This window comes from Thioclava dalianensis, from assembly GCF_000715505.1.
Lineage (GTDB): Bacteria > Pseudomonadota > Alphaproteobacteria > Rhodobacterales > Rhodobacteraceae > Thioclava > Thioclava dalianensis.
This window is the reverse complement of record NZ_JHEH01000004.1, coordinates 188,292-206,060: the sequence shown is the minus strand read 5'-3', so window position 1 is coordinate 206,060 and position 17,769 is coordinate 188,292. Positions and strand designations below refer to the sequence as shown.

Below are 17,769 nucleotides of genomic sequence, written 5' to 3'. Positions count from 1 at the left end.
CCCATTCACCGCATCGGCGCAGAAGTTTCAAGCGCTTCAAACGCCCGAGATGGTGATCGGCACGCGGCTTCCCGCCGGGGCTGAAACATCTCCGTGAAGCTCAAGCCGCGTCGCCGCCAACTGCTCTGAGAGCCACAGCGCGAGCGCCACCGCATCTCGCGCGGGCGCGCCCGGACCATCGACCGCGTCCAGCACGATCTTTGAGGGCGCCCAGACCACCATCTGGCCATGGCGCATCGCCCAGTCGATCTCGGTGCGCGTCGCGACCACGACGCAACGCGGATCGCGCGCCGCCAGCCGCCAGGCATTCTGCTCGATTGCCAGCAGATCGATCCGGCGCTGGGTCGGCCCCTGCCCGCTTTGCGGAATTTCCCCATCGGGCAGCCCGACGGTCAGGATCACCGGCAGCCCCGAGGCTTGCAGCACATCGAGCCTGCGCCCGAGATCCTCTTGCGTGAACACCGGGTTGGAGAGATAGGCCACGACGGGATGCAGGGCGGTTTCGACGCCGCTCGCATTCGTGCCCTTCACAGGAGAGGCCGCACGCGCGCGCACGATCTCGACGCCAAGGGCCCCCGGTCCACGGTCGAGCTTTTCGATCCGCACAAAGACGCGCATCGCCTGCGGCGCGGCGAGAATCCGTTCGGCCACACGCGCCGCCAAGGTTTCAAGCAGATTGACCCGCTCCTCGCTCAGCTCATCCGCGATTGCCTCGGTGATGCGATCATAAGAGAGAATCCGGTCGACATCATCCTCAAGCGGCTCTGGGATCGGGCGCACCTCGACCACGACATTGAATTGAAGCCGCTGCGAGTGCCCCCGCTCTTGCTGGAACGCACCAATATCGGCCTCGACGATATGATCGCGCAGCGAAATCCGATCCCGCGGATCTGTCGGAGCCGAGGCACGCGCCCGCTCTTCGGGATGGGCAAACGCTTGTGAAATGTCGGAACTCATGCGTCCCTCCCGAAGTTGTTCGATCATGCGTGTTGATAGCAAAAAGGGTGCGCCGAAGCCCACCCTCTTACGTCATAGCAGTGACGATCTGCGACCAAGACGGGCCGCGCCCTCAGTTCGAGGCCGTGCGGATCGGATTGGCGTAAAACACGTGATGCCCGATCGAAGCAGTCCTGTCGAAACGATGCGACCAGCGCGGACGGACCCTGAGCGTGTGGAAATAGGTCGCCCCATCGGTCAGGCTGCGCGGCGCGCCATCCATCATCGCACGCGCCACCTTGGCCACACGTGCAAAGGCACTGGCGTTGCGCACCGTGTCCTTGCGACCGTCACAATACCAGCTGAACTGGCAGCCGCGCGCGTTCGACTGGTGAACGACGCCACAGATCGAGCCTGGAAACCGCGGGTCATCCACTCGGTTGAGAATTACTTCAGCCACAGCCTGCTGGCCTTTGACCGTCTCGCCTCGTGCTTCGAAATAAAGCGCGCGCGAAAGGCATTCGAACTGCGCCCCGCCGGTGGCCTTAGGCTGCTGCGAGAGCCAAGCAGCAGACAGCAAGCCGGGCAGAGCCCCGTGATTGGCAACTTTCTTCGAATGGGCAGGTGCCATCGTGAGCGCGGTCACGCGACGCTTGTCGATCGCGCTCATCGCCGTGCGCTCCTGCCACAGAACCGACATCAGGCCCTGTTCGGCAACTTCACCTTGGTTATTGGACTGGCTCACCGTTACTTCGGCACGCAAGCCTCCGGCACAGGCCAGAAGGATCAAAGCGCCCCCGGTCCAGCTTTTCAGCACTGACATGTTTATCTTCCGATAAGGACAATCGCCACATCCCCCCAAGGGCGTGACCGAGGCTCACTTAACGTCATGAAGAAAAAAAGTCCAGAAAACAGGGAACCTAGGCGCAGATCCCACAGGATCGGCGGCGGAAACCTGCCAAAACCGTGCGCGCAAATCCGCGTGACGGCCTTTTTCTCGCGATAGCGTGAGCTATGCTAAAAGCCAATAGAAAAAGAGCGATCGGGCGAAAATTCGAGCGCAATTACCCTTGGGTTAGGGCGCGCCCCTCCCGCGCGGTGCCAAAAGCGCGAAATGGGCCGCTGCAAGCCGTGCAACCGGCACCCGGAAGGGCGAACAGGAAACATAATCGAAGCCCGCCGCCCGACAAAAGGCGATTGATTCGGGGTTGCCGCCATGCTCGCCACAGACCGAAATGGTGATATCAGGACGCGCGCCGCGGGCGCGTGCGGCCCCCATCAGCAATAGCTCCCCCACTCCCTCGACATCGAGAATATGGAACGGATCCTCGAAATAGACCTGCTGATTGACATAGGTCGACATGAAGCGGCCTGCATCGTCGCGCGACAGACCATAGGTCATCTGCGTAAGGTCATTGGTCCCGAACGAGAGGAACGCCGCGTGTTCTGCGATCTCTCCGGCCCGCAACGCCGCCCGGGGCGTCTCGACCATCACGCCCAGCTTATAGGTGAACCGTGTCTTGGTCTCATTGCGCACGGTTGCCGCAACCGAATCGATTCGGGTCTTCACGATCTCGACCTCACGTGAGGCAGAAACCAGAGGGATCATGATCTCGGGAATGATCTCGGCTCCCCGCATCTTGGCCTCGACTGTCGCCTCGAAAATCGCGCGCGCCTGCATGTCGTAGATCTCGGGCACAGTGATGCCAAGCCGCACCCCGCGCATCCCCAGCATCGGGTTGAACTCGCTGAGCGCCTCGGTCCGGCGCACGACCTCGGACAGCGGGCGGTCCAGAGCTTCGGCCAACTCCCGCATCCCTTCCCGGTCATGTGGCAGAAATTCGTGTAGCGGCGGGTCAAACAACCGGATGCAAACCGGCTGCCCCTTCATCAGCTCGAAAAGCGACAGGAAATCAGCGCGTTGCATCGGAAGAAGCCGCTCCAGCGCAGCGCGCCGGTCCTCCGGGCTATCGGCAAAAATCATCTCGCGCATCACCGTCAGGCGATCTTCGTCGAAGAACATATGCTCGGTCCGACACAGCCCGATTCCATCGGCCTCGAACATCATCGCCGTGCGCGCATCATCGGGCGTGTCGGCATTGGCCCGGATCCCGATATCGCGCACCAGATCGGCCCAATGCAGCAAGGTCCGAAAGCCGTCATCGAGGGCCGGGGCGAGCATCTCGGCCGTGCCGACGAGCACTTCCCCATTGGTCCCGTCGAGCGTCACCACATCGCCTTCCCGGAAGATCCTGCCCTTAGGGCCGCGAAATTGCCGCTCGCGCGCGTTGATCTCGATCTCCGAGCAGCCGACGATACAGGGCAGCCCAAGGCCCCGCGCGATCACCGCCGCATGGCTCGTCATCCCGCCCCGTTCGGTCAACACCGCCACCGCGGCATGCATCCCGCGGATATCCTCGGGCGAGGTCTCACGGCGTATCAAAATACAGGGCTCATCGCGCGCCGCCGAAGCCTGCGCGGCAGCGGCGGTAAACACCACCTTGCCCGTCGCCGCCCCCGGCGACGCCGCGATACCCCGTGCCAGCACGTCGCGCGGTGCGCGCGGATCTATTTGATAATGCAGCAATTCGGTGATCGCACGCGGTTCGACGCGCAACAGGGCATCGGCGCGCGAGATGACGTCATCCTCGGCCAAAGCCACCGCGATCTTGACGGCCGCGCGGGCGGAGCGCTGGACACGCACCGCGTCAATGACATGCACTTGCCCCGATTCCACCGTGAATTCGAGCTGCATTTCCTCGCGCAGCTTGACCCGACAAGCGGCTCCGAAACGTTTCAGGTCGGCAAAAACGGACGGATCGGCCTCTTCAAGCGAGGCGCCGCGTTGATCGCGCGTCAGATAGAGCGCCTCTATGGAACTGCTGCGCCCTTGGCTTTGATCGCGGAACCGTCCCCGGATCTCCTGCGCGCCCGTCACCGAATCCACGAACTGGATCGTCCCAGAGCCGGACAGTCCGGGCCCGATCCCCAGTGCCATATCTTGCACAACAAGCCCAAGCACGGCATCAGGTGGCGCGCCTTTGGCCTGCCGCAAGAGCCGCGCCGTCGTACCTTCCCAAGCCCGCGCCATCGAGCGCAGAACCTCTGCCAATTGCTGCGCAGGCGCTTGCGGAAATCGCGAGTCGGTTTCTTCCTCATAGGCATCAAGCGCAGCTTCCAGCGCACCCGGCCCGGTTTCTTGCTGAAACATATCTGGATCGAGGCGCGCGACATGAAGCGCGTATCCCTGAACAAAGCGCAGATAAAGCGCATCTGCCGTCTCGGTACCATGCGTATTGGACAAGATCGCATGCATCTCGTCATTCATGCCGACATTGAGGACCGTACCGGGGCCACCCCATGCCGGGTTTTCCGGACTGGGCCGAACCGATACCAGCATGTTGGCCCCAAACTCACCCGCCATCGCGACCGTGTCGATCCCCTGCCCCGAGGCGATCGCGCGCACGGATTGTGCGGGCAGCGCAACGGTTTTGGGGACCGGCAATTCCAGCCGGATCAGACGCTGAAGGCATTTTGCACGCCATCCGTGCCGAGCCGTCTCGACACGTGCGCCGGGCGTCAAAGCCACAAATTCAGCATTTTCAGCAAGTTTCTGCATTGCAGCGAAGCCCTCCACACCCGAAGAATAGGCTGAAATTCCCGCCCCGCAAGTGTGTCACTCTGATGAAAGACGCGGCGTCACTATTCAACAACGCAACTGCAATGCGCCACCGGGAGATCAAACGAAAAACCGGACACCCGAAAGGTTTCGGGTGTCCGGTTTTTCGCAGATAGAACGGGCCTAACCTTCAAGCCGGGTCAGATCGGCGACACTCAGGCAAATCTGGCGAATCCGCGAGAGCATATTGAGACGATTGCGCCGAAGCACCGCATTGTCTGCGTTGATCTGAACCGCCTCAAAAAACGCGTCGATCGGTCCGCGCAAACTGGCCATTGCCGCCATCGCCGCGCCAAAATCCTGAGCCTGCATAGCCGGGTCGATCCGCGCCTCTGCCGCGTCGAGAGCCTTGAACAGGACCTTTTCTTCCTCGGTTTCCGCGAATTTCACATCCGCACCGAAGCTATATTCGACTCCGTCCTTCTCCTCGGCCTGCGTGAGGATATTGTTGGCGCGCTTGAAGCCTTGAAGAAGGTTGGCACCATCCTCGGTCTTGAGCGTCTCCGACAAGGCCTCGGCCCGCTTCACCACACGCGCCAAATCATCGCTGCCCGGCATCGCCAGCACCGCATCGATCACGTCATAGCGGATCCCCTGATCCTTCAGGAAAACCTTGAGCCGATCATGGAAGAACACCAGAAGGTCGGCTTGATCCGCGTCCGGCTGTGCGGCGGCGAAAAGCTCCGTCAAAGACAGTTTCAACCCGTTCTCCAGAACCAACCGGATCACACCGAGGGCCGCACGGCGCAGGGCGAACGGATCTTTGGACCCCGTCGGCTTCTCGTCAATCGCCCAGAAGCCGGTGAGCTTGTCGATCTTCTCGGCCAGCGCAACGGCTACGGAAACGGGCTCACTCGGTACGGCGTCCGATGGGCCGAGCGGCGCATAATGATCACGCACGGCATCAGCTACCGGATCGGGGAGAGTTGTACTTTTCGCATAGTATCGGCCCATGACACCCTGCAATTCGGGGAATTCGTAGACCATTTCCGACCTCAGGTCGGCTTTCGCCACGCGCGCTGCCTGAGCGGCCAATTCGGGATCCGCACCGACGAGCGGTGCGATCTCGCGCGACAGTGCTTCGATCCGACGAACCTGATCTCCGACCGAGCCGAGTTTATTGTGGAAGGTCACGGCGTCTAGGCCAGCCGCCATCCCCTCCAGCCCTTTTCCGGCAATCAGGCGCTGGTCATTTTCCCAGAAGAACTTGGCGTCGGACAGACGCGCCGAGAGCACCTTCTGATTGCCCGCAAGGATCGTTGCGCCCTCGTCGGCGGTCTCGCGATTAGCAACCGTCACGAAGCCCTCGATGCGACCGGTCTTGGGGTTTCGTACCGAGAAGAACTTCTGATGCTCGCGCATGCTGGTTTGCAGCACTTCGGGCGGCAGCGTGAGGAATTCTGCATCAATCTCGCCCATCAAGACGACCGGCCATTCGACGAGCCCTGCAACTTCCGCCAGAAGCCCCTTATCCTCGACAACCTCCCAGCCCTTTGCAAAGGCCATCTGCTCGGCATCATGCCAGATCGTATCGGCGCGTTCTTGCGGATCGAGCACCACCTTGGCAACCTTGAGTTGACGCGCATAATTCTCAAACCCGATCACCCGAAACGGTTCGGGTGCCATGAACCGATGGCCTCGCGATGTATCCGTTGCTGTGATCCCATCAATCTCGAGCGGAACGATCGTGGCGCCCGCCTCATCCGACAAAATCGCCAGAATGGAATGCAACGGCCGCACCCAGCGCAGAGTCCCTGCCCCCCAGCGCATCGATTTCGGCCAGGGGAAAGTGCGGATCGCGCGCTCGAGCACCTCGGACACGATCTCTGTCGCGGGCCGCCCGGGCTTTTCGAGGGTCGCGAAATAGACCTGACCCTTCTTGTCGTCGCGGATCTCAAGCTGCTCTTTGGCAAGCCCCGTCGAACGCAAAAACCCCTCAAGCGCCTTTTCCGGCGCATCGGTGCGCGGACCTTTGCGTTCTTCGCGCAGGGTCGGCGAATGGGCCGTCAGCCCCTCCACGGCCAGAACCAGACGCCGCGGTGTCGAAAACGCACCTGCGGAAGCATAGGTCAATCCGGCCTCGACCACGCCATCGGTGATCAGCTTTTGCAGATCGGCACGCGCGCGCGCCTGCATCCGCGCGGGGATCTCTTCGGAGAACAGTTCAATCAGAAGATCGGGCATGTTACTTCTCCGCCTCATCATTCAGTTGGTGCCAGACGAATGCCCGGCCATCAGGATAAATCGCCACCACGCGGTCAACGCCGGGGTGGATGTCATGATGCGACAGGAACGCGACCGCGTCGCCGCGTTCGAGATCCGCACCGATCTTCTTGGCGTCGTAGCACTTGAACCAGTTCGGCCCGTTCAACGGCTTAGGATCGGCATAGACCTGATAGGTTTCGGTCGCGGTCGCAATCGACAGATCGGTGTGGAAACAGGCGCGGTAGCGCAGGGGCGAGCTGTCCGCGTCGATCCCCTCGTAGCCCTGCACGGCAATCGGCTCGAGCACGGAACTGTCGATCTGCGCAAGTGTGAGATCGGCGTCAGCCGCGTCAGCCGAAACGTTTTGGTAATAGGCATATTCCTGCGCGTAATAGACACCGGCGCCGAAAAGCAGCGCGATGATCACGATACCGCCTCCGATGTATTTGCCATTCACGCGACCGCCCCGCCCGCTTCGGTGCGCACGAAGGCATCCGCACAGGCCTTGGCGAGCGTGCGCACACGTCCGATATACGCCTGCCGTTCGGTCACCGAGATCACGCCGCGCGCATCTAGCAGGTTGAACAGGTGACTCGCCTTGATGCACTGATCATAAGCGGGATGGGCCATGATGATCGCGCGGCCCGCGTCATCGCGCTCCTCAGCGGCCAGAATGCGACCGCATTCCGCCTCGGCATCCTCGAAATGCTGCAACAACATCGCCGTATCGGCCTGATCGAAATTCCAGCGGGAATATTCCTGCTCGGTCTGGCGGAAGACATCGCCATAGCTGAGCGCAATCGGAGCTGACGGGTCATTATAGGGCATGTCCATGACGTGATCGATGCCCAGCACATACATTGCCAGCCGCTCAAGCCCATAGGTCAACTCGCCCGAAACCGGCTTGCAGTCATGACCGCCAACCTGCTGGAAATAGGTGAATTGCGAGACTTCCATCCCGTCGCACCAGACCTCCCAGCCAAGCCCCCAAGCGCCCAGCGTCGGGCTCTCCCAGTCATCCTCTACAAAGCGGATGTCATGCAAATCCAAATCGATACCGATTGCGGCAAGCGAGCCCAGATAGAGCTCTTGCAGATCGGGCGGGCTCGGTTTGATGAGCACCTGATACTGATAGTAATGCTGCAACCGGTTCGGGTTCTCGCCATAGCGCCCGTCGGTCGGCCGCCGCGAGGGCTGCACATAGGCCGCAGCCCAAGGGCGATCGCCCAGCGCCCGCAGTGTCGTGGCCGGATGGAAGGTTCCAGCCCCCACCTCCATGTCATAGGGCTGCAACACAGCGCAGCCCTTGGAGGCCCAGTAGCTCATCAGCCGCAGGATGATCTCCTGAAACGACTTGGGGGTATCGGGTTTGGCCATGTCAGCACCTCTCTCAAAGCGCCTTCTTCCTAGGCAAGGGGGGCAGTGCCGTCAACGGCTGCGACGCAGCAAGATCGCCCCGATCTGCGGCCCGCCGCCCACAACCTAAGCTTTGCGCGCAATTCAGGGGGTGACCTTGGCCCTTGTTTCGGTAAGTTGCGCGATAAAAGAACGGATGAGGTGGAGCAGATGCGCGGTTGTCGCAAAGCGGTATCGGTTGTGGTGGGGGCGAGCCTGACCGCCATGGTTTGGACCGGCACCGCCTGGGCACAGGCCTGGGTACAGATCGAGGCCAAGCCCTCGCTCAATCAAGCTGAGGACCGGGCGCGCGACTGGGCCGGGATGTTTCCGGAAATTTCGGGCTTTCGCCTGACCTCGGGCTGGTATGCCATCGCGATTGGGCCCTTTGCCGATGATCAGACGGCCAATCAACGGCTGCGCGCCCTGCGTGCGCAAGGTCTGATCCCGCGCGACAGTTTCGTGGCCGATGGCGGGAAATTCACGCAACAATTCTGGCCGGTCGGCGCCAGCCTCGGGACAGCCCCCTCGCAATCCGAAACGATACCGGGACCGGGCGAGCCGGATTCGAATATCGAGATTGCCCCCCTGCCCGCAGAGGTGCCCGACGCGGCGTCACCGGCAGAAGAAAGCGCAGCGCCAGAGGCCGCAGCGCCCGAAACAGCGGCACCCGAAACGATTGGGGAGTCGCGTCGGCTGGAAGCGGCGCTCAGCCGCGATCAGCGTCGCGAGATCCAGACCGCCCTTGACTGGGAGGGCAGCTATTCCGGGGCCATCGACGGGATCTTCGGACAGGGCACCCGCGCCTCCATCGCCGATTGGCAGTTGAAAAACGGATATGATCCGACTGGCGTGCTCTCCTCGGCGCAACAGCAGGCGCTGCTGGACAAGGTCGCCTCCGAGCGCACCGAGTTGGGCCTCGAACCGGTTACCGAGAAAGAGGCCGGCATCTCGATCGATCTGCCGATGGGCCTCGTGAAATTCGACCGCTACAACGCGCCCTTCGTGAATTACGCGCCCAAGGATGGCAGCGGCGTTCAGGTCTTGCTCATCTCGCAACAAGGCGATGCGGCCCGGCTGCGCGGCCTCTATGACGCGATGCAGACGCTGGAAATCGTGCCGGTGAACGGCCCGCGCGATCTGCGCGGCAACGGCTTCACCATCGAGGGCACAAACAGCGCGCTGCAGTCCTACACGCAAGTCAGCCTCTCGCAGGGGCTGATCAAAGGCTTCACGCTGGTCTGGCCCAAGGGCGATGAGAAACGCATGGGTCGCGTGCTCGACGCGATGAAATCGAGTTTCAAACCCATCGGTTCCACGGCGCTGGATGCCACGCTTGGTCAGCCGATGTCGGTGACCCGCGCAGCCCTGATGGCAGGGATCGAGAAGCGCGCACCGATCTTCTCGCGCTCGGGCTTTTTCATCGATGCCAATGGCGATGTGCTGACCGCCGCAGAGGGGCTCGCCCGTTGCGGGCGGATCACGATCGAGGATCACCCGGCCGATGTGAGTTTCAGCGACACCAAGACGGGCTTTGCCGTGCTCAAGCCGCAAGACCGGCTTGCGCCCAAAGCGGTCGGGGCCTTTCGAACCAATGCGCCGCTGGCCGGGGTGCCGATTTCCGTGGCCGGGTTCTCCTATCCCGAGGCCCTGCCCGCTCCGGTGCTGACCTTTGGCACGCTCTCGGCGCTCAAAGGTCTGGACGGGCAAGCCGGACAGGCGCGGCTTGAGGCACGCACCCGCGCAGGCGATGCGGGCGGGCCGGTGTTCGACAGCACGGGCGCGGTGATCGGCATGCTGCTGCCGCTGCCGCAAAGCGCGGGCCGGGTTTTGCCAGACGGGCTGTCGGTCGCGCTGCAAACCGAGGCAATGACCAGCACCTTGTCGCAAAACGGATTTGCGCCGCGCGCGGCAGAGCCATCCGGGGCGAAGGCCGCCGAGGATCTTCAGGCGATGGCCGACAAGATCGTGGTGCAGATTTCCTGCTGGAAATGATCAGGCGCGCCAGAACCGCGGAAGGAACAGGACCAGCACGCTCATAAGCTCCAGCCGCCCGATGCACATCGCGGCACTCATCAGCCATTTGGCGGAGTCGGGAAATTTCGCGACCGAGCCATTGGCGGTGATCTCTGGCCCCCAAGCCGGGCCGATATTGGCAATCGAGGTCCAGGCGGCGGTCATCGCCGTCTCGGTCTCAAGCCCGGTGAAGGTCAGCGCGATGATCAACACACCGTAAGTCAGGATGAACAGAGAGAAAAACGCGACGACCGAGTTGACGATACTGTCCTCGACCGGCGCGTCATCGTAATGCACCCGCAGCAGTCGGTGAGGCGAGTAGAGCCGCTGGATCTGCACCTTGATCGCCTCAAACAGGATCAGGTAGCGAAACACCTTGACCGAACAGGCCGTCGAAGAGGTACAGCCCCCGATCAGCCCGGCGATGATCAGGATGGTGAAGGCCAGATGCCCCCATTGCGTCACATCCTCGGAGGCAAAGCCGGTGCCGGTAAAGGTCGAGACGACGTTGAACGTCACCTCGCGCAGCGTGGGCCAGAAGGCGGCCTCATGGCGGATCATCCGATAGATCACGATCACCGCGATTGCATAGCCCATCCAGCGCAGGAAAGCGCGGACCTGCGGGTCGCGCCAGAGCGGCGTGACATTGCCCGACATCAGCTGCGCAAACCGGATGAAAGGCATCGCGGCCAGCGCCATGAAAATCGAGGAGGCATATTCCGGCGCACCCTTATAGGTCGCGAAACTGGCATCGTAATTCGAAAATCCCCCGGTCGAGAGCGTCGTGAGCGCGTGCATCACCGCGTCAAACCCCGTCATCCCGACCGCCATATAGACCACCACGCAGGCAATGGTCAGACCGACATAGATGCGGATCAGCGCGCTTGAGATATCCATCGCACGCGGCAGGATTTTCCCAAGCGTATCGAAGCCCTCGGAGCGAAAGAACTGCATCCCGCCGACCTTCATCACCGGCAGAAAGATCATCGCAACGATGATGATCCCCAGCCCGCCCAGCCATTGCAGGATGCCGCGCCAAAGGTTCACGCCGGGCGGCAGATCATCAAGATGCTCGATTGCGGTGGTGCCGGTGGTTGTCAGGCCAGACATCGCCTCGAAATACGCATCCGTCAGCCCCAGATGAGGCACGCCGATCATGAAGGGCAGCGCACCGAAGAGGGGCAAGGTCAACCAGACCGCCGTGGTCAGCACAAAGCTCTGCTGGATACTCAGCGTGCGGCGCAGCCCGTCGCGCGAGGCGATTGCCAACACCAGACCTGCGCTCACCGTGAGGGTCGCCGTCTCGACAAAGATCATCCAATGGGCCGAGCCATATCCCCAATCCACCGCCGCCGGGATAAGCATCGTCAGCCCCAGCACGGAAGTCAGCATACCGATGATGTAGCCTACCGGGCGCAGATCGATCATCCGCCCAACATGCCCAGCAGGCGGGGCTAGTCAATAGCTCGATTATCTTTGCAAACCCCACCGAACCTTTCAGCAAATTTGCCCAAGTTTGCAGATATGCCTTGCGCTGCGCTGCGGCACCGCTACCGTCTGGGCGACTTTGAAAGACTAAGGAGACTTCGATGTTCAACAAGATCCTTGTGGCAAACCGTGGAGAAATTGCCATTCGAGTGATGCGTGCGGCCAACGAGTTGGGCAAGAAAACCGTCGCGGTCTACGCCGAAGAGGATAAGTTGGGGCTGCATCGTTTCAAGGCCGATGAAGCCTATCGCATCGGCGAGGGGCTCTCGCCTGTCGGCGCCTATCTCAGCATCGAAGAGATCATCCGCGTGGCGCTTGCCAGCGGCGCAGACGCGATCCATCCGGGCTACGGTCTCCTGTCGGAGAACCCCGATTTCGTGGATGCCTGCGTCAATGCCGGGATTACCTTCATCGGGCCGAAAGCCGAAACGATGCGGGCACTGGGAGACAAGGCCTCTGCCCGTCAGGTCGCGATCAAGGCCGATGTGCCGGTAATCCCCGCGACAAACGTTCTGGGCGAGGATTTCGACGCGATCAAGCGCGAGGCCGCCGAGATCGGCTACCCGCTGATGCTCAAGGCAAGCTGGGGTGGCGGCGGGCGCGGGATGCGCCCGATCACCTCTGAGGCCGAGCTGGTCGAGAAAGTCCGCGAGGGTCGGCGCGAGGCCGAGGCCGCCTTTGGCAATGGCGAGGGCTATCTGGAGAAGATGATCCTGCGCGCGCGCCATGTTGAGGTGCAGCTTCTGGGCGACACCCATGGCGGTCTTTATCACCTCTATGAGCGCGACTGCACCGTTCAGCGCCGCAACCAGAAGGTCGTGGAACGCGCCCCCGCCCCCTATCTCAGCGAGGCGCAACGCGAGGAAGTCTGCGCGCTCGCACTCAAGATCGGTCGCGCGGTCGGATATCAGAACGCAGGCACGGTCGAGTTCCTGATGGATATGGAGACCGACCAGTTCTATTTCATCGAGGTCAATCCGCGCGTTCAGGTCGAGCACACCGTGACCGAGGAAGTCACCGGCATCGACATCGTGCAGGCCCAGATCCGGATCGCAGAAGGCGCGACACTGGCCGAGGCGACCGGCACGCCAAGCCAGAACGATGTGACGCTCTCGGGCCACGCGTTGCAATGCCGGGTCACCACCGAGGATCCGCAGAACAACTTCATCCCCGATTACGGGCGCATCACCGCCTATCGCTCGGCCACCGGCAACGGGATCCGGCTGGATGGCGGCACCGCCTATGCGGGCGGCGTGATCACGCGCTATTATGACAGCCTGCTGGTCAAGGTCACGGCCTGGGCGCAAGATCCCGATCAGGCGATCCGCCGGATGGACCGCGCGCTGCGCGAGTTCCGCATTCGCGGGGTCAGCACGAATATCGATTTCGTCATCAACCTGCTCAAACACCCAACCTTCATCGATATGAGCTATTCGACGAAGTTCATCGACACCACCGACGCGCTGTTCGACTTCAAGCAACGCCGCGACCGGGGCACCAAGATCCTGACCTATATCGCCGATATCACGGTCAACGGGCATCCCGAGACCGCAGGCCGCCCCAAACCCTCTGCCGAGGCGCGCCCGCCGCGCGTCCCCGAGGCGATCGGCACGCCGCAGCCCGGCACGCGCAATCTGCTTGAGGAAAAAGGCCCCAAGGCCGTGGCCGAATGGATGAAGGGTCAAAAGAAGCTTCTTCTGACCGACACCACGATGCGCGACGGCCACCAGTCGCTGCTGGCGACCCGGATGCGCTCGATCGACATGATCAAGGCCGCGCCCGCCTATGCCGCAAATCTGGGCGATCTGTTCTCGGTCGAGTGCTGGGGCGGCGCCACCTTTGATGTGGCCTATCGCTTCTTGCAGGAATGCCCGTGGCAGCGCCTGCGCGATATCCGCAGCCATCTGCCCAACGTGATGACCCAGATGCTGCTGCGTGCCAGCAACGGCGTGGGCTATACGAACTATCCCGACAATGTGGTGCAGTTCTTCGTGAAACAGGCCGCCGAAACCGGCGTGGATGTGTTTCGCGTCTTCGACAGCCTCAACTGGGTCGAGAATATGCGCGTCGCGATGGATGCAGTGATCGAGAGCGGCAAGCTCTGCGAGGGGACGATCTGCTATACCGGCGACATGCTCGACCCCGACCGCGCCAAGTATGACGTGAAATATTACGTCGGCATGGCGAAGGAACTGGAGGCGGCGGGCGCCCATGTGCTCGGCCTCAAGGATATGGCAGGCCTGCTGAAACCGGCCGCTGCGCGCCAGTTGATCTCGGCCCTCAAGGATGAGATCGGCCTGCCGATCCATTTCCACACCCATGACACGTCGGGGATTTCCGGCGCGACGGTGCTGGCGGCCGCCGATGCGGGCGTCGATGCCGTGGATGCCGCGATGGATGCGTTCTCAGGCGGCACCTCGCAGCCCTGCCTGGGGTCCATCGTCGAGGCAATGGCCCATACCGAGCGCGACACCGGGCTCGATATCGGCGCGATCCGCATGATGTCGAACTATTGGGAGGCCGTGCGTCATCAATATGCGGCTTTTGAGTCCGGCCTCGAGGCCCCGGCCTCGGAAGTCTACCTGCACGAGATGCCCGGCGGCCAGTTCACCAACCTTAAGGCACAGGCTCGCTCGCTGGGCCTTGAAGAGCGCTGGCACGAGGTGGCGCAGGCCTATGCCGATGCCAACCAGATCTTTGGCGATATCGTCAAGGTGACCCCCTCGTCGAAAGTGGTGGGTGACATGGCGCTGATGATGGTCAGCCAGGGGCTCAGCAAGGCCGATGTGCTCAACCCCGCTAAGGATATGTCCTTCCCCGACTCGGTGATCGACATGCTGCGCGGTAATCTCGGCCAGCCCCCCGGTGGCTGGCCCGCGGAGATCTCGCAAAAGGTCCTCAAGGACGAGAACCCCTCGACCGAACGCCCCGGCAAGCACCTGCCTGCGGTGGATATCGAGGCCACCCGCAAAACGCTGGCCGAAGAGCTGGACTGCGAGATCGACAATGAAGATCTCGCAGGCTACCTGATGTATCCCAAGGTCTTCACCGAATACGCAACGCGCCACGAGACCTACGGCCCGGTGCGCGCCCTGCCCACCCCCACCTTCTTCTACGGGCTGGAACCCCAGACCGAGATCTCCGCCGAGATCGATCCCGGCAAGACGCTGGAGATCCGCTATCTCACGACAGGCGAGACCGATGAACTGGGCGATGTGAAAGTCTATTTCGAGCTCAATGGCCAACCGCGCGCCGTGCGCGTCCCCAATCGCGCAGTCAAGGCGACCACGGCGGCCAAGCCGAAAGCCGATATCAGCAATCCCAACCATATCGGCGCACCGATGCCGGGCTCAATCGCAAGCGTCGCGGTCAGCGTGGGTCAGGCGGTCAAAGCGGGGGATCTGCTGCTCACCATCGAGGCGATGAAGATGGAAACCGGCCTGCATGCCGATCGCGACGCCACCGTGAAAGCGGTTCATGTCAGCCCCGGCACACAGATCGATGCGAAGGATCTCCTCATCGAGCTGGAATAAGCCGAACTTGGCGGGCGGGTCCGGCGCGCAGGCGGGCCCGCTGCTGAGACGAAAAAAGGGGGCTCCGCCCCCGCGCGTGCCGCGCTCCCCCGAGGTATTTTGTCCAAGATGAAAGAGGCGGCTTCCTCTTGATCGAAATATCAAGGGGGTGAGGCCGCAGGCCGAGGGGGCAGCGCCCCTCCTATCGAACCTCAGCCCATTGAGACGTCAGACCAACCGGCTTTGCTCCAGCGCCGCCTTGACGAATCCCGCAAAGAGCGGGTGCGGCGCGAAGGGTTTGGATTTCAGCTCGGGATGGAACTGCACACCGATGAACCACGGGTGATCCTTGTGCTCGACAATCTCGGGCAGGCGGCCATCGGGCGACATGCCGGAAAATTCGAGCCCGCAGGCCTCGAGCGGTTCACGGTATTTGACGTCGACCTCATAGCGGTGACGGTGGCGCTCTTCGATCTCGGTTGCGTCATAGACCTCGGCGACGCGGGAGCCCTCGCGCAGGGCCGCCGAATAGGCGCCCAGCCGCATCGTGCCGCCCTTGTCATCGTCGACCTTGCGCTCGACGCGGTGATTGCCCTGGATCCATTCCTTCAGGTGATAGACCACGGGCGTGAAGCGCTTGCCCCCGGCTTCGTGGTCGAACTCCTCGGAGCCCGCATCGCTGAGACCGGCCAGATTGCGCGCCGCCTCGATCACCGCCATCTGCATCCCGAGACAGATGCCCAGATAAGGCACGCCTTTCTCGCGTGCGAATTGCGCCGCACGGATCTTGCCCTCGGTGCCGCGCTCGCCAAAGCCGCCGGGCACGAGGATGGCGTGGTAATTCTCGAGATAGGGCGCGGGATCTTCGGTCTCGAAAATCTCCGCGTCGATCCACTCGGCCTTCACGCGGACGCGGTTGGCCATGCCGCCATGGGTCAGCGCCTCGGCAATGGATTTATACGCATCCTCGAGCTGGACATATTTGCCCACGATGGCCACACGGACTTCGCCTTCGGCATGGTTCAGCCGGTCCATCACATCTTCCCAGCGTCCCATATCGGGCTTGGGCGCGGGCGAGATCCCGAAGGCATCGAGCACCGCTTGATCGAGCCCCATCCGGTGATAGGCCAGCGGCGCCTCGTAGATCGATTTGAGATCATAGGCGGGGATCACGGCTTCGGGGCGAACGTTACAAAACAGCGCGATCTTGGCGCGTTCTTTTTCCGGGATCGGGTGCTCCGAGCGGCAGACCAGCACGTCAGGCTGCAAACCGATCGAGCGCAGCTCCTTGACCGAGTGCTGCGTCGGCTTGGTCTTCAACTCGCCGCTGGCGGCGAGATAGGGCAGCAGCGTGAGATGCATGAAGATGCACTGGCCGCGCGGCCGATCCTGGCTGAACTGGCGGATCGCCTCAAAGAAGGGCAGCCCCTCGATATCGCCCACGGTGCCGCCGATTTCACAGAGCATGAAATCGACCTCATCATCGCCCACATTGAGGAAGTCTTTGATTTCATTCGTGACATGCGGGATCACCTGGATCGTCTTGCCGAGATATTCGCCGCGACGTTCCTTTTCCAGCACGTTGGAATAGATCCGGCCCGAGGAGACGGAATCGGTCTTGCGCGCGGAAACCCCTGTGAACCGCTCGTAATGGCCCAGATCGAGATCGGTCTCGGCCCCGTCATCGGTCACGAAAACCTCGCCATGCTCGAACGGGCTCATCGTGCCGGGATCGACATTGAGATAGGGATCGAGCTTGCGCAGCCGCACCGAAAAGCCGCGCGCTTGCAACAAGGCGCCCAAGGCAGCCGATGCCAACCCCTTGCCGAGCGACGAAACAACGCCGCCGGTGATGAAGACATAACGTGCCATGAAGACCCCCGTGATCTGCAAATAAGAGAATTTAACCTGCCCACAGATGGGCAGGATCACGGGATTTAATACTTACACGATTCGCGGCCCGCCCGCAACCGGACCGCAAGTTATTGGGATAGATATTCGCCACGCCCCAAGGGGTTGTGGCACAAGGCCAGCTTAATTCGCAGGCGGCGGCGTCACCGGCCCCGAGCTATTCGCGCCCGAGCTCGTAGGGCTTGCAGGGGCCGAGGTGCTTTCACCCGCATTCGTGCCCGACGTCGCATCCGAGCCATCCGGCGCCGGCGGCATCACGACACCCAGCGACCCGCTCGAGGAGCCACCTGCGGGTGCCGTGCTGTTCGTGTCAGCCGGGGCGCCCTGCTGAGTGCCGGCCCGATCGAGAACCGATTCGTCACGCGCTTTCTGCGCAGCCAGCACCGTCAGCGTCACCGAGGTCACGAAAAAGGCGGCTGCAAGGATCCAGGTCAACCGGGTCATCGCATTCGCGGCCTGACGACCGGTCATGAGCCCGCCCACGCCGCTCGAAGAGCTCGACGACCCCATACCAAGCCCGCCCCCTTCGGAGCGTTGCAGCAGCACCACACCAATCAGCAGCAATGCGAGGATCAGGTGGATCGAGAGAACGACGTTTTCCATTGCGCGGGTCCGGGCCTTCTTTCA

General features: G+C 62.3%; 11 protein-coding genes. 2 read left to right on the top strand and 9 right to left on the bottom strand.

Annotation, left to right across the window (positions count from 1 at the left end; all coding sequences use genetic code 11):
* Positions 1–36: 36 nt before the first annotated feature.
* From DL1_RS05220 to DL1_RS05195, 6 genes are all read right to left on the bottom strand, one after another.
* A complete protein-coding gene (locus DL1_RS05220) occupies positions 37–957 on the bottom strand; it encodes a dihydroneopterin aldolase (protein ID WP_038063436.1) in 921 nt (306 codons plus the stop codon).
* 112 nt (positions 958–1,069) lie between these two features.
* Positions 1,070–1,759, bottom strand: coding sequence for a cell wall hydrolase (locus tag DL1_RS05215; protein WP_038063434.1), 690 nt, complete (start codon positions 1,757–1,759; stop codon positions 1,070–1,072).
* Positions 1,760–2,011: 252 nt separating this feature from the next.
* A complete protein-coding gene (locus DL1_RS05210) occupies positions 2,012–4,555 on the bottom strand; it encodes a putative PEP-binding protein (RefSeq protein ID WP_038063430.1) in 2,544 nt (847 codons plus the stop codon).
* A 183-nt stretch (positions 4,556–4,738) separates the two neighbouring features.
* Complete coding sequence (glyS, locus tag DL1_RS05205; protein ID WP_038063427.1) at positions 4,739–6,799, bottom strand: glycine--tRNA ligase subunit beta; 2,061 nt, start codon at positions 6,797–6,799, stop codon at positions 4,739–4,741.
* Between the two features lies 1 nt (position 6,800).
* Positions 6,801–7,277: a DUF6446 family protein gene (locus tag DL1_RS05200; protein WP_038063424.1), complete on the bottom strand. Its 477-nt coding sequence runs from the start codon at positions 7,275–7,277 to the stop codon at positions 6,801–6,803.
* Entirely contained in the window at positions 7,274–8,197 is a 924-nt protein-coding gene (locus DL1_RS05195) for a glycine--tRNA ligase subunit alpha (protein WP_038063422.1), read from the bottom strand. Before DL1_RS05195 ends, DL1_RS05200 begins: the two co-directional genes overlap by 4 nt.
* 189 nt (positions 8,198–8,386) lie before the next feature.
* Here DL1_RS05195 and DL1_RS05190 point away from each other — a divergent pair, with 189 nt between their 5' ends.
* On the top strand, positions 8,387–10,210 hold the full coding sequence (locus tag DL1_RS05190; RefSeq protein ID WP_038063419.1) for a trypsin-like peptidase domain-containing protein: 1,824 nt from the start codon (positions 8,387–8,389) through the stop codon (positions 10,208–10,210).
* On the opposite strand, the gene DL1_RS05185 is transcribed toward DL1_RS05190, so the two are convergent.
* Entirely contained in the window at positions 10,211–11,659 is a 1,449-nt protein-coding gene (locus DL1_RS05185; RefSeq protein WP_038063416.1) for a TrkH family potassium uptake protein, read from the bottom strand.
* A 161-nt stretch (positions 11,660–11,820) separates the two neighbouring features.
* On the opposite strand from DL1_RS05185, the gene DL1_RS05180 reads away from it, so the two are divergent.
* On the top strand, positions 11,821–15,252 hold the full coding sequence (locus DL1_RS05180) for a pyruvate carboxylase (protein ID WP_038063413.1): 3,432 nt from the start codon (positions 11,821–11,823) through the stop codon (positions 15,250–15,252).
* A gap of 207 nt (positions 15,253–15,459) precedes the next feature.
* Here DL1_RS05180 and pyrG read toward each other — a convergent pair whose 3' ends face one another.
* Together pyrG and secG are read right to left on the bottom strand one after the other, a co-directional pair.
* Positions 15,460–17,103, bottom strand: coding sequence for a CTP synthase (pyrG, locus tag DL1_RS05175; RefSeq protein ID WP_038063658.1), 1,644 nt, complete (start codon positions 17,101–17,103; stop codon positions 15,460–15,462).
* A gap of 162 nt (positions 17,104–17,265) precedes the next feature.
* Entirely contained in the window at positions 17,266–17,745 is a 480-nt protein-coding gene (secG, locus tag DL1_RS20760; protein WP_051693333.1) for a preprotein translocase subunit SecG, read from the bottom strand.
* Between the last annotated feature and the right edge of the window lie 24 nt (positions 17,746–17,769).